At 72.5% G+C, this 12,892-nt stretch carries 12 protein-coding genes; 7 read left to right on the top strand and 5 right to left on the bottom strand.

Annotated elements, in window-relative coordinates; genetic code table 11:
* Window positions 1–8: 8 nt before the first annotated feature.
* The 5 genes from P3T41_RS13865 to P3T41_RS13845 form a co-directional block, all read right to left on the bottom strand.
* Entirely contained in the window at window positions 9–794 is a 786-nt protein-coding gene (locus P3T41_RS13865; RefSeq protein ID WP_280690105.1) for a class II glutamine amidotransferase, read from the bottom strand.
* A gap of 44 nt (window positions 795–838) precedes the next feature.
* Window positions 839–1,639 (bottom strand): amino acid ABC transporter permease, encoded by an 801-nt coding sequence (locus P3T41_RS13860; protein WP_280690104.1) that lies wholly within the window; start codon window positions 1,637–1,639, stop codon window positions 839–841.
* 13 nt (window positions 1,640–1,652) lie between these two features.
* Complete coding sequence (locus P3T41_RS13855) at window positions 1,653–2,300, bottom strand: amino acid ABC transporter permease (protein WP_280690103.1); 648 nt, start codon at window positions 2,298–2,300, stop codon at window positions 1,653–1,655.
* Window positions 2,301–2,305: 5 nt separating this feature from the next.
* On the bottom strand, window positions 2,306–3,250 hold the full coding sequence (locus P3T41_RS13850; RefSeq protein ID WP_280690102.1) for a glutamate ABC transporter substrate-binding protein: 945 nt from the start codon (window positions 3,248–3,250) through the stop codon (window positions 2,306–2,308).
* A gap of 61 nt (window positions 3,251–3,311) precedes the next feature.
* Entirely contained in the window at window positions 3,312–4,064 is a 753-nt protein-coding gene (locus tag P3T41_RS13845; RefSeq protein ID WP_280690101.1) for an amino acid ABC transporter ATP-binding protein, read from the bottom strand.
* Between the two features lie 116 nt (window positions 4,065–4,180).
* On the opposite strand from P3T41_RS13845, the gene P3T41_RS13840 reads away from it, so the two are divergent.
* The 7 genes from P3T41_RS13840 to lysA all read left to right on the top strand — a co-directional run bounded on the left by P3T41_RS13840 (window position 4,181) and on the right by lysA (window position 12,844).
* Window positions 4,181–5,125 (top strand): LysR family transcriptional regulator, encoded by a 945-nt coding sequence (locus P3T41_RS13840; RefSeq protein ID WP_280690100.1) that lies wholly within the window; start codon window positions 4,181–4,183, stop codon window positions 5,123–5,125.
* A gap of 82 nt (window positions 5,126–5,207) precedes the next feature.
* Complete coding sequence (locus P3T41_RS13835; RefSeq protein ID WP_280690099.1) at window positions 5,208–6,566, top strand: DUF2254 domain-containing protein; 1,359 nt, start codon at window positions 5,208–5,210, stop codon at window positions 6,564–6,566.
* 187 nt (window positions 6,567–6,753) lie between these two features.
* Entirely contained in the window at window positions 6,754–7,527 is a 774-nt protein-coding gene (locus P3T41_RS13830) for an alpha/beta hydrolase (protein WP_280690098.1), read from the top strand.
* Window positions 7,520–7,978: a MarR family transcriptional regulator gene (locus P3T41_RS13825; RefSeq protein WP_280690097.1), complete on the top strand. Its 459-nt coding sequence runs from the start codon at window positions 7,520–7,522 to the stop codon at window positions 7,976–7,978. Before P3T41_RS13830 ends, P3T41_RS13825 begins: the two co-directional genes overlap by 8 nt.
* A 268-nt stretch (window positions 7,979–8,246) precedes the next feature.
* Complete coding sequence (locus P3T41_RS13820) at window positions 8,247–10,472, top strand: FUSC family protein (RefSeq protein ID WP_280690096.1); 2,226 nt, start codon at window positions 8,247–8,249, stop codon at window positions 10,470–10,472.
* Between the two features lie 241 nt (window positions 10,473–10,713).
* Entirely contained in the window at window positions 10,714–11,292 is a 579-nt protein-coding gene (locus P3T41_RS13815; RefSeq protein WP_280690095.1) for a hypothetical protein, read from the top strand.
* A gap of 124 nt (window positions 11,293–11,416) precedes the next feature.
* The gene (gene lysA / locus P3T41_RS13810; protein ID WP_280690094.1) at window positions 11,417–12,844 is read left to right on the top strand and encodes a diaminopimelate decarboxylase; all 1,428 of its coding nucleotides are present in this window, start codon (window positions 11,417–11,419) and stop codon (window positions 12,842–12,844) included.
* The last annotated feature ends 48 nt before the right edge of the window (window positions 12,845–12,892 follow it).

Below are 12,892 nucleotides of genomic sequence, written 5' to 3'. Positions count from 1 at the left end.
CCGATTCGCTACGCGCCGGCCAGGGCCTCGGGTACCTGTGGCTGCACCAGGTGGGTCGAGATGCGCAGGTCACCGCGGCGCACTTCGAGCACCTGGCGGTAGGGCAGCACCGACCAGCCGTCGTCCGCCGGCTGTGGGCCGATCCCGCTGGAGGCGACCACCACCCGGTCGGCCCGCGCCTGGTAGCGCAGCCGGAAGAAGTCGGGACCGCGCCGGCGGCTCACCTCCGACTCCGGGTTCTCGTCGGCGTACGCGTACAGCGCCCGCTCGGTGAGCAACAGGCAGTTGAGGCTGGCGAACCGGGCCCGCTCGCGGATCTCGGCGGCGGCCCGGGCCAGCGCGTCGACCGGGTCCTCGGTGCGCAGCCGGGCGAGGACCCGCAGGAAGTAGCGCTCGGAGTCGGTGTCGCCGTGCGCGCCGGCCAGCAGTTCGGGGTCGATCAGCTCGTCGACGGCGTCGACCGGCGTGAAGTAGCCGTTGTGGGCGAAGGCGATCGTGCCGGCGCTGAACGGGTGGGTGTTGCGGGCCTCGGTGGGCAGGCCGGGGCTGGCCATCCGGATGTGCAGCAGCGCGGCGTCGGTGACCGACTCGGCCAGTGTCCTGGGGAACGCCTCGCTGGCGTGCGCGGGCAACACCTCCTTGGCGACCGCCAGTTCACCGTCGGCCCGCCAGGCCGCGACACCCCAGCCGTCGCGGTGTTCGCGCGACAGCCCGGTGAACGATTCGGTCAGATCGGTCAGCGAGTCGGCCAACCGCATCGGGGCACGGGTGACCACGCCGAGCAGGCGGCACATGCCGGATCCTTTCAGCTGCCATGGAAAATAGGAGAGTTGACCGGTCAGCTCGGCCGGCGACGGTCCAGCGCGGTGGCCACCCGGGACAGTCCGGCGTTGATCAGCACGTAGCAGGTGGCGCCGATCAGGTAGCTGGAGAGCACGGTGTGGTAGTACTCGCCCAACACCTGGGTCTGGTGCAGCAGTTCCACATAGCTGACCACGTAGCCCAGCGAGGAGTCCTTGAGCAGTCGCACCAACTGGCTCACCAGCGCGGGCAGCAGCTTGCGCACCGCCTGCGGGACCACCACCAGGCGCATCGCCTGCCAGTACGTCATGCCCAGGCTGTACGCCGCCTCGGTCTGTCCGCGCGGCTCGGCCAGCACCCCGGCCCGGAAGATCTCCGCGACCACCGGGACGTTGCTCAGCACGATCGGCAGCACCAGCTGCCAGAAGACCGGGAAGGTCACCCCGGCTCTGGGCAGCGCGAACAGGAAGACGTAGAGCAACAGGAGCAGCGGAACGGCCCGGAACAGCTCCACGTAGCCACGGGCCAGCGCGCGCGGCACCCTGGCCCGGCTGAGCCGCACCAGCGCCACCGGCGCGGCCAGCGGGAAGGCGATCGCCGCCGCGACGACGGTCACCAGCAGCGTCTTGCCGATGCCGTCCAGCAGGAATCTGATGATCGGCCACTGCCCGTACATCGACCACTGGTCGGCCGACAGCTGCCCGTGCACCGCGAACTGACGGATCATCAGTCCGAGCAGGCCGGCGATCACCAGCAGCGAGAGGCCGGTCGCGATCCTGATCCGGCGCCGGGCGCGGGGGCCCGGCTCGTCGAAGAGCAGACGGGTCTCCTCGTTCACTCCTGTACCTCGCTCATCGGTGGATCGCCACCCTCTTCTCGATCCGCCCGGCGACCAGCCCGGAGGTCAGCGTGATCAGCACGTAGACCACCGTGGTCGCGGCGAAGCCGGTCAGCGGCTGGTCGTACTTGAGCGTGGTGAACTGGGCCTGCCCGGTCATCTCGGCCACGCCGACCGCGGCGGCCAGCGAGGTGCTCAGGGCGAGGCCGATGAAGACGCCGGCCAGCGGCTGCACCATCGAGCGCAGCGCCTGCGGCAGGATGATGTGGCGGATGCTCTGACCGGCCGTCAGGCCGAGCGCGCGGGCCGCCTCGGCCTGGCCGAACGGCACCGTCCGGATGCCCGCGCGCAGCACCTCGCAGACGAAGGCCGCCCAGTACAGCGCCATCGTCAGGGTGACGGTGGCGAAGAGCGAGAAGAGCAGGCCGACATCCGGCAGGCCGAAGACGAACAGCACCAGCAGCACCAGCAGCGGGACGTTGCGGAAGACCGTGACGTACCCGGTGCCCAGCACCCGCAGCGGCGGCACCGGGCTGATCCGGCAGACGGCCAGCAGCACGCCCAGCACCAGCGCGCCCGCGAAGGCCAGCCCGGTCATGGCCAGCGTCAGCACCAGGCCGTGGCCGAGTGGGCCGAGGACCTCACGTATACCCTCTGGCACGGCCGTCAGCTGCCCTGCACGGAGCCGATCGCCGGCGGGGTCGGCGCGTCACCGCTGAGCACGCTGCCGATCGTCGCCTGCCACAGCTTGGCCCACTCGCCGTCGGCCTGGATCTGCTTCAGCCACTCGTCCACGAAGGTCTTCATCTCGGGGGAGTTGAGCGGCAGGCCGATCCCGTACGGCTCGGTGGTGAACGGCTGGCCGACCACCTTGACCTGCGGGTCCCGGTACTGGTCGCCGAGCAGCAGCGCCTGGTCCAGCACGTAGGCATCGGCCCGGCCCTGCTCGACCGCCTGCTGGCACTCGGCGTTGGTCTGGAAGAGGATCACGTGGGCCGTCGGGGCGTACTGCTTCAGGTCGTTGGCCGCGGTCGAACTGGACTCGGTGCAGACCGTCTTGCCGGCCAGGTCGGCCACCTTGGTGATGGCGGTGTTCCCCTTGGCGACCAGGATCGCGTCACCGGAGGAGTAGTAGGGGCCGGCGAAGGCCACCTTCTGCGCGCGGGCCGGGGTGATCGTGTAGGTCGCGAAGACGCTGTCGACGGTGCCGTTCTGCAGCAGCGTCTCGCGGGTGTCGGCGGTGACCAGCACCAGGTTCTCGTTCGGCTTGCCGGTGATGTACTTGGCGAGCATCTGGGCCAGTCCGGCGTCGAAGCCGGTGAGCTTGCTGGTGACCGGGTCCTTCAGCGAGAAGAGCGCCGAGGTGTCGGTGCCACCGACGTTGAGCGTGCCGCGGGCCTTGATCTTCGCCATCAGGCTGCCGTCCGGTATCGCCGAGGCGGGGGCCACCGGAGCGCCGTCGATCACCTGCTGGAAGGTCGGCGCGGCGGCGCCGCCGGAGCTCTTCGGCGCGGGCAGCGAGCCGCCCGAACTGCCGCACGCCGCGAGGGACACGGCGAGGGCGGCGGTGAGTGCGGCGGTGACCAGGGGAGTGCGTGACCTGGCGTGCACGGACGGGGTCCCTTCGTTAGTGACCGTTGGGTTGATGACCGTTGGTGACCGGTGCTGAGCGTCAGTGGCTGAGGATCTTGGAGAGGAAGTCGCGGGCCCGCTCGGTGCGCGGCGCCTCGAAGAACTCCTGCGGCGTGCCGGTCTCCAGGATCCGGCCCTGGTCCAGGAAGACGATCCGGTCGGCGGCCCGGCGGGCGAAGCCCATCTCATGGGTGACCACGAGCATGGTCATCCCCTCGGCGGCCAGCTCGACCATGACGTCGAGCACCTCTTTGATCATCTCCGGGTCGAGTGCCGAGGTCGGCTCGTCGAAGAGCAGCAGCCGCGGGTCCATCGCCAGTGCCCGGGCGATCGCCACCCGTTGTTGCTGCCCGCCGGAGAGCTGGGCCGGGTAGGCGTCGGCTTTGTCCGCCAGCCCGACCCGGGCGAGCAGCTCGCGGGCGCGCTCGGTGGCCTGCTGCCGGGGCACGCCGGCCACCCGGACCGGCGCGAGGGTGAGGTTCTCCAGCACCTTCAGGTGGCCGAACAGGTTGAAGGACTGGAAGACCATCCCCACCTGGGCGCGCAGCTTGGCCAGTTCACGTCCCTCGGCGGGCAGCGGGACACCGTCGACGGTGATCGTGCCGGAGTCGATCGTCTCCAGCCGGTTCACGCAGCGGCAGATCGTCGACTTCCCGGAGCCGGAGGCGCCGAGCAGCACCACGACCTCGCCGCTGTGCACCTCGAGATCGATGTCGTGCAGCACCTGCTGGTCGCCGAAGGACTTGTTGACCTTGTCGAGGCGGACCAGCGCCGACTTGCCGGACTGGCTCATCGCGGACCGTCACCTCCTAGCTGCTCACTGTGGTTCGGACAGCATGGCGGCGGTGAAACTCATATGTCCAGTAGAGGTTTTGAGGTAAGGCGATAAACAACCTTTATCTTTGACCAGTGTTCGATCTGCGCCAACTCCAGATGCTCGCCGAGGTCGCCCGCACCGGGACCTACACGGCGGCCGCCGACGCTCTCGGCTACAGCCAGCCCGCGGTCAGCTACCAGATGCGGATGCTGGAGCGGACCGTCGGCGCCGCGCTGGTCACCAGGAGCGGCCGCGGCATCCGGCTCACCGAGGTCGGACAGACCCTGGCCCGGCACGCCGAGACGGTGCTCGCCGCGCTGCGCACCGCACAGGACGAGGTCGCCACCCTCACCTCGAGCGGCGGCGGCCAGGTCCGGCTGGCCGCGATGCAGAGCGGCTGCGTCGCGCTGGTCCCGGCGGCCCTGGGCGCGCTGCGGCGCAGCCACCCCGAGCTGGAGGTGGTGGTGACCCAGACCGAGTGCCCCGTCTCGCACGGCCTGGTCCTGGGCGGCGAGGTGGAACTGGCGATGATGTGCGACCTGGAACTCGACCAGCTGGACGGGCAGAGCGTGTCGCCCGATCCGCGCCTGCTGCGCCTGCCGCTGCTCTCCGACCGCCGCTGCGTCCTGCTGCCCGCCGACCATCCGCTGGCCGCCGCGCCGACCGTGGCGCTGGACGAACTCGCGGGCGAGCGCTGGGTGCTGGAGAGCGGCCGGGAGCGCTTCCTGGCCGCCTGCCAGGAGGCCGGCTTCACGCCGAAGGTCGCCGCCACCTCCGACGACCAGTTGACCATCCACTGCCTGGTGGCCAACCGGATCGGGGTGGCGATCATGAACGAGCTCGGCGTCGGCGCCCACAGCGACCCGCGCGTGGTGGCCCGCCCGCTGCGCGACTGGCCGTCCCGCCGGATCTTCGCGCTGCTCTGGCCGGACATGGCCCGGGTCGCCCCGGTGGCGGCGCTGCTCGACTCGCTGCGCGCGGCGGCCCAGGCGCATCAGCGGCGGTCGGTGGCGGGCGGTGTGCGCGTGGGAGTCTGAGGCCCGGCGTCCGTGAGGGCGCGGGCGGACGTTGCCCTGCTTAGGGTGGAGATGTCCGACCCGGCCTGGCAGGGGACTGGTGGTGGGCAAGGTGATCCGCAGCGTCCACCTGGAGTCGCAGTGGCGCAAGGAGGCGCTGCGCACGAACCTGTGGGTGGTGCCGACGCTGGAAGTGCTGCTCGCCGTCGCGCTCTTCCTCGGCACCTGGGAAGTGGACCGCGCCGCATACCGCGGTGCGATCACCCTGCCGACCTGGGTGATCAGCGGCACCGCCGACGCCGCCCGGCAGATCCTCGCCGCCATCGCGGCGGCCCTGATCACCGTCGTCGGCGTGGTCTTCTCGATCATGATCGTGACCCTGACGCTGGCCTCCACCCAGTTCGGGCCACGGATGCTGCGCAACTTCATCCGCGACCTCACCACCCAGCTGACCCTGGGCACCTTCGTCGCGACCTTCGTCTTCGCGATGCTCTCGCTGATCTCCATCGGCCCCGCCTCGCACGGCGACTTCGTGCCACACCTGTCGATCACGGTCTGCATGGTGTTGGTCCTGCTGGACCTCGCGGTGCTGATCCACTTCATCCACCACATCGCCACCTCGATCCAACTGCCGCACGTGATCGCCTCCATCGCCGCCGAACTCTCCACCGCCATCGAGGTCGGCGCGGGTGAGCCGGAGTGGGCGGGCGGGGTGAAGCACGGGCCGTCGGTCGCCGAGTTGAACGCCCGCCTGGACGCCACCGGCGCCACCGTGCCCGCACCGGCCAGCGGCTACCTGCAGTTCGTCCGGCACCGCACGCTGGTGCGGATCGCCAGCGAGCTCGACGCGGTGATCCGGCTGGACCACCGCCCGGGTCACTTCCTGGTGCAGGGCCACCAACTGGCCACCGTCTGGCCGCCCGAGGCCGCCCCCGAGGTGGCCCGCAGCTTCGCCCGGGCCCACATCACCGGCCCGTCGCGCACCCTGGCGCAGGACATCGCCTTCGCCGTCGACCAGCTGGTGGAGATCGCGATTCGCGCCCTGTCCACCGCGGTCAACGACACCTTCACCGCCCTGACCTGCATCGACTGGCTGGGCGAGGGACTGTGCCGGATCGCCGCCGGCTGGCAACCCAACCCCGTGCACCGCGACTCCGACGGCCGCATCCGGGTGATCGCCGTCCCGGTCAGCTACGACCGGCTGGTGCAGCGCGCTTTCGAGAAGATCCGCCAGGCGGCCCACGGCATGCCCGCCGTGCTGATCCGCCAGCTCGACGCGCTCACCGAGATCATGGTGGAGGCCGGCAGCGAGGAGCAGTGCAAGGTGCTGCTGGACCAGGCCGACATGATCGACCGGCTCGCCGCCGAGACGGTCCCCGAGCCGGCCGACCGCGAGGACGTGCACCGCCGCTACCTGGCAGTGCTCGAGGCGCACGCGAACCGGCCCGGTCCGGCGGTGTGAGGAGCCGGCCGACGGTGCCCGGCCCGGGTTCGGTCGAGCGCCCGCACCAGCCTGTCATACGAGTGCCGATGCCTCGCCAGGTGTTCGGCGTCGTCGGACGCGTCGTCGCTCAGCCAGTTCGGGATCCGTTTCGACGTGTGACCCAGCTAACATATGACACGACACATATGTCGCGTAATATGTTCTCATGAACACTGTGAACGCTGCGAACACCGCAGAGAAGAACCCGACCCTCGTCTTCATCCCCTGCCTCTCCGGCGCCCCGTGGAGTGTCGAACAGCTCGCCCCCTACGGCGAGGCGCCCAAGCGCACGCTGCGCCTGCCCGAAGGCATCAATGACATCGAGCGCTACGCCGACCACGTCGAAAACGCGATCGCGGATCTCGACGACTACGTGCTGGTCGGCGACTCGTTCGGCGCGAACATCGCGCTCGCCCTCGCCACCCGCCGCCCGCAGGGCCTGCGCGCCCTGGTCCTGTCCGGCGGATTCGCGGCCAACCCGATCGACTCGAAGCCGTTGAAGGCGCTGGCGCAGGTGATGGGCAAGGCGCCCGGCCCGCTCTACCGGCAGCTGACGCTGCGAGCCCACGCCCACCGCCTCGCCTCCCCGTTCGACGGTGAGGGCCAAGTGCCCTGGAGCGAGGCGCGCAGCCGCGAACTGTTCCTCGCCAGCACCCCGGCTGCCTCCTACGGTGCGCGCGTGTCAGCGATCTTCACGGCCGACTACGTTGACGTGCTCGGCCAGGTCCAGGTCCCGACCCTGATCCTGACCCCCTCGCACGACGTGCTGATCGGCGAGAACGCCTCCAGGATCATGCTCGCGGGCATCCCCGACGCCCGAGAGGTCGTGCTGCCGCGCACCGGGCACATGTTCCGCTTCTCCCACCCAGCCACCTACGCCGCCGCGGTCAAGAACTTCATCGCCGCCCTGCCGACCACCCGACAGGGCGCCGATGCGTAAGGCCGAACACCTGCGGTTCGCGATCCTGGCAGCCCAACGCGAAGGCAACCGGCTGCTGACCCAGGCCCTCAAACCCCTCGGCATCACCCCGTCGCAGGCCGAGGTGCTGCGCCTGCTCCAGCAGCACGGCACCTTGAGCCTCAACGGGCTCGGACAGCTCCTGGTGTGCGAGAGCGGCACCAACCCCAGCCGGCTGGTCGAACGCGCCGTCGCGGCCGGGCTGGTCGAGCGCCGCACCGACGCCGAAGACCGCCGCTACCTCCAACTCAGCCTCACCCCTGAGGGTGAACGCCTGGCCACCGCGGTCGCCGGGATCGAAGAGGCCATCTACACCTCGATCGACACCGCCTCCGACGGCCTGGAGACCGACGCGCTGCTCGACTTCCTCCACAAGCTCATCGACACCCTGCCCGCGGGCGAGGCCCTCAACAAACGCCTCAGCCTCGACTAGGGCCTGTACGGCGGATCTTTCCGGGCCCGCGACGCCGGGCATCCCGGCTGGACGCACGCCCGAATGGCCCAAGTACGTCCAGTACGAGGACGACTCGGGCGCACGCCCAGCCGGGCGCCCAACGCCGCGGGCTCATCCGAAAAGATCCGCCGTACAGGCCCTAGGGAGCATCTGTCGTCCAGTCAGGAGGGCGCGCACCGGCGGAACGTTCCAGGTGGGAAACCGGAGGCTGAATTCGGAGGATCATCGTCCGAATACACTGCTCGCCATGCCCTGGATCGACGCCCTCCGCGACACCGCGCGCACCGGGCTGCACTTGGACCGGACCCTGACCAACCCCAAGCGGGCAGCGCGCGGCGCACTCGCGGTGGCGCTGGTGCTCTTCCCGACCCTCGCGCTGGGCGGACCACGGCTGGCCACCTCGGCCGCGATGGGCGCGTTCATCGCCGGCACCGCCACCTTCCAGCGCAGCTTCCGGCCGCGCCCCTCGCTCGCCGTGGCGGCCGGGATCGGCCTGGGCATCAGCACCTTCACCGGCTACCTGTCCGTCTCGGTGCCCGGACTCTTCCCGGTGGTGCTGGCCGCCTGGGCGCTGCTCGCGGGCCTCGCCTGGTCGGTCGGACCCACCGGTGGCGTGGTCGCGGCCACCACGGTCTCGGTGATGCTGGTGGTGGTCCAACTGCCGGTCAGCGTGCCGACCGCGCTCGGCCACGCGCTGCTCTGCGCGCTCGGCGGCGTGGTGCAGGCGGCGGTGATCACGCTCTGGCCGATCGACAGTTGGCGGGCCCAGCGCGACGCGCTCGCCGACGCGTACCGCTCGCTGGCCGACTACGCGCGCCAGTTGCGCGAGGACCCGACCACCCCCGTCGACCCGGCGGCGCTGATCACCGCCCGCAGCGCCTCCGAGCTGACCCCGTGGCAGGACCGCCACCGCCCGCCCGAGTTGCGCGGCCTGCGGGGCCTGGCCGAGTCGATGCGTCCGGCGCTGACCGCGCTCGCCGACCCGCGCGGCGGGGCCCCGGAGAGCGGCGCCGAACGCGCCCGGGTCTGCGAGCTGCTGGCCGCCGCGGCCGAGACGCTCGACGCGCTCGCCCTGGCGATCCGCACCGGCGAACCGCTCGACCTGCCGCGAGCCGCGACGGCGCTGGTCTCGCAGCAGCATGGCGTCCCGCCGCTCCCGGGCCCCGCGCGGGCCGCCGCGCGGCAAGTGGCCGCGCTGCTCGGCCGGGCCGTCGACACCCTCGACCACGGCGCCCACGACGGCCACGACACCGTCGCCGCCCCGACATCCGTCGCCGGCGGCGCGCTGCTGCGCCCCTCCCTGTTCGGCATGGTGCCGCTGGTGCTGCGCGCCGTCCGACGCCAGCTCGACCCCGGATCGCCGGTGCTGCGGCACGCGGTGCGGCTGGCGACAGTGGTCACGGTGGCCCACCTGGTCGCCGAAATGGCCGGCCTGCACCGCGCCTACTGGGCGCCGCTGACCGCCGCGATGGTGATCCGCCCCGACTTCGGCCAGACCTTCAGCCGCGGCGTCGCCCGGCTGGCGGGGACCGCGGTCGGCGTCGCGGTCAGCACGGTCCTCGTCGAACTGCTGCACCCGGGCCCCTGGTGGTCGGCCGCCCTCGCGGTGCTCTGCATCGGCGGCGCCTACCTGACCAACCGGACCGGCTACGCGCTGATGACCGCCTGCGTCTCCGCCTACGTGGTGCTGCTGCTCGGCCTGCAGGGCGGCCGACCGCTCACCATCGCCGGCGAGCGGATCGGCCTCACCCTGCTCGGTGGCGCGGTCGCCCTGTTGATCTTCGCGTTCTTCCCCAGCTGGGCCTCGGCCCGGCTCGCCGACCGCCTCGCCGACTGGATCACCGCCAGCGGGCGCTACTGCGCCACCGTGCTGACCGTCTTCGGCGACCCGCCCGCGCACTCGCGTCAGGAGGTCCGCGCCGCCCTGCTGGACGCCCGTGCCGCCCGGGCCGAACTCGTCCAGGCCGTCGAGCGCGCCGAGGCCGAACCCGTCCGGGACGTGCTCTGCCACGCGCTGCCCGCCAACCAGTTGGAGAAGGCCCGCGCGGCGGTCGGCCTGGTCGCCCGCACCGGCCTGCTGCTGGAGGCCCACCTACCGGCGCCGGACGCCCGCCCTGTCCCCGGCGCCGAGCGGTTCGCCGCGGCCCTGGTGGACGCCACGGCGGTGGCCGCCACCGCTGTGGCGGCCGGGCACCCGGTGGACTTCAGCCGGCTGCGGGAGGCGCAGCGGGCCTGGGAAGAGGAACTGCGCGCGGCGGCCACGCCCGACACCGGGGCCCCGGACCACCTCGACCACCACGACCGGCTTGACCTGCTGTGCGCCGCTTCCCGGCTGCTCGCCCAGGCGGTCGGCGACCTGGAACGCGCGATGCACCGGGGCAAGACGGCTCCGCGTCCGAGGGCCGCAGCCGCGACGGGAGCCTTGGAGCCCGCTCGCGCCGGTGCGGCAGGCGGCGAGGCACCGAGCGGCTAACGGCAATGCCCCGGCTCCCGGCGCGCCGCGACGCCCCGGCGACCGGTGACTGCGCAGGATGGCGACCGTAGCCGGAACGAGGGGGGCTGAGAGGAGCGCCCCGTCCGATGAGCTGGTGCGATGTGCCGACCCCTGCCGCCCGCTGCTCCGGCGCCGCCGCGTGACGGGCCGGTGCGGGATTCCCGGGCTGGGGGCCGCGCTCTGTCACGGTCCGTGGCTGGCCGGGGCCACCGCGCTGGCGGTGACGCCAGGCGCGCTGTGGGCGCTGGCGCTGCTGCTGGAGCGACGGCGACCGCGGCCGAAGGAAGAGTTCCTGGCGATCACCCTGGGCGACCCGCTGCTCGCCGTCGCCGTGGGGCTCGGGGCCGGCCGGCTGCACGGCGCGCCGCCGACCGGGCCGGCCGCGGCGCCGTATGCGGCCGTCTTCGCGGCCGGCTGCCTCGGCTACGGGCTGTTGCAGTGGCGGGCGGAGCTGCGCAGCGGGTTCTTCACGCGCGAGCAGGCGCTCGCCCCGACCAAGATCTGGCACCAGCTGGTGGTCTACCCGGCGCTCGGCGGCTGGCTCTGGACCGGGGTGCTCGGCGCGCTGACCACTCCGGCCCGCGGGCCCGCCGACCATGCCGTCGACGCCCTGATGGTGCTCTGCGTGCTCAGCTGGGCGGCCAGCAACTGCTACGACCGCCGCCGCCCCAAGCTCGGCCACCCGCCGTACGACTGGCGGCGGCTGCGCCCGCACCGCCGCCCTTGGCCGACCGCCTCCACCACGCTGCGCGCCTACCAGCAGCAGTCGAATGGCCGTACCGCCGTCAAGGTGTCGTGAAGGAAGGCGGGTTACGCGTAGCCCGCGCGTCAAGAGGGGGTGCGGCGACCGTCTGTCCGGGCTCCACTTGAGGCGGGCCAAGATCTCCGCTGGGCCCGTGCCGCGAGTGGAAGGAAGCGTCCGCATGCTCAAAACCCAGGTCGCCACCAGCCGGTCCGCCACCGCCTCGCCCACGGGCACGTCCACCGCCTCGCCCGCCGGCACCGTCACGGCCACCCGCGTGGCGCAGCCGTCGCCCGAGCCGCAGTCGCAGCCGCTCGGCAGCCCCTGGCCCGCCTCCGCCCGCCCGGGCCCCGGCGGCGAGGTGCTGGTGGGCGGTGTCGGTCTGGACGAGGCCGCCGACCGCTTCGGCACCCCGCTCTACGTCCTCGACGAGGGCGAGGTCCGGGCGCGTGCCCGGGCCTACCGCGAGGCCTTGCCGCACGCCGAAGTCCTGTATGCGGCAAAGGCGTTCCTGTGCAGCGCGATGGCCGACTGGGTGGCCGAGGAGGGCCTGGGCCTGGACGTCTGCTCGGCGGGCGAGTTGCGGCTGGCCACCGCCGCCGGCTTTCCGCCCCAGCGGATCCTGCTGCACGGCAACGCCAAGACCCCCGAGGAACTGCGGCTGGCCCGACGGCTGCGGGTGGGGCGGATCGTGATCGACGGCCTGGCCGAGATCCCCCGGCTGGCCGCGCTGGCGATCGCCGACATTCCGCAGCGGGTGCTGATCCGGGTGGTGCCCGGGGTCGCCGCCGGGCACCACAGCTCGGTGCGCACGGGGATCGACGGGCAGAAGTTCGGCTTCCGGATCGCCGGCGGCGACGCGGCCGAGGCGATCAGCCGCACCCTGGGCCAGGGCAGCCTCCAACTGGTCGGGCTGCACTGCCACTTGGGATCACAGATCACCGAGATCGAGCCCTATCTGGCGGCGCTGGACCGGCTGGTGGAGCTGCTGGCCGAGGTCCGCGACCGGCATGGCGTCGAACTGCCCGAACTCGACCTCGGCGGTGGCCACGGCGTCCGCTACCTGCCGCAGGACCGCGAGTTGGACCCGGCCGAGTTCGCCGCCGCGGTGAGCGAGCGCCTCGCCACCCGGTGCGTCGAGCACGGTCTGGCCGTGCCGCGGCTGCTGATCGAGCCGGGCCGGGCGATCGCCGCCCCGGCCGGGGTGGCGCTCTACCGGGTGCTGTCGGTCAAGCACACCGCCGACGGTCGCACCTTCGCCGCCGTCGACGGGGGCATGAGCGACAACCCGCGTCCGGCGCTCTACGGGTCGGCGTACGACGTCCGGCTGGTCGGCCGTTCCTCGGACGCGCCGCCCGCCGTGGTCGACGTGGTCGGCCGCCACTGCGAGGCGGGCGACGTCCTGGTCCGCGACGCGCGGCTCCCGGCCGACCTGCACCCCGGCGATCTGCTGGCCGTCCCCGCCGCCGGTGCCTACCAGCTCTCCATGGCCTCCGGCTACAACATGGTCGGCCGCCCCGCCGTCGTCGCCGTCCGCGACGGCCTCGCCCGCCTGCTGATCCGCCGGGAGACGGTCGAGGACTTCCGCGCACGGGAGGTGGGTCGCTGACCGAGGCCGTCCGCTTCGGCCGCCGGCGCACGAGGCCGCTGAGGTTCT

This window comes from Kitasatospora sp. GAS204B (assembly GCF_029892155.1).
In the GTDB taxonomy this organism is placed as follows: domain Bacteria; phylum Actinomycetota; class Actinomycetes; order Streptomycetales; family Streptomycetaceae; genus Kitasatospora.
This window is presented reverse-complemented; position numbering and strand designations above follow the sequence as displayed.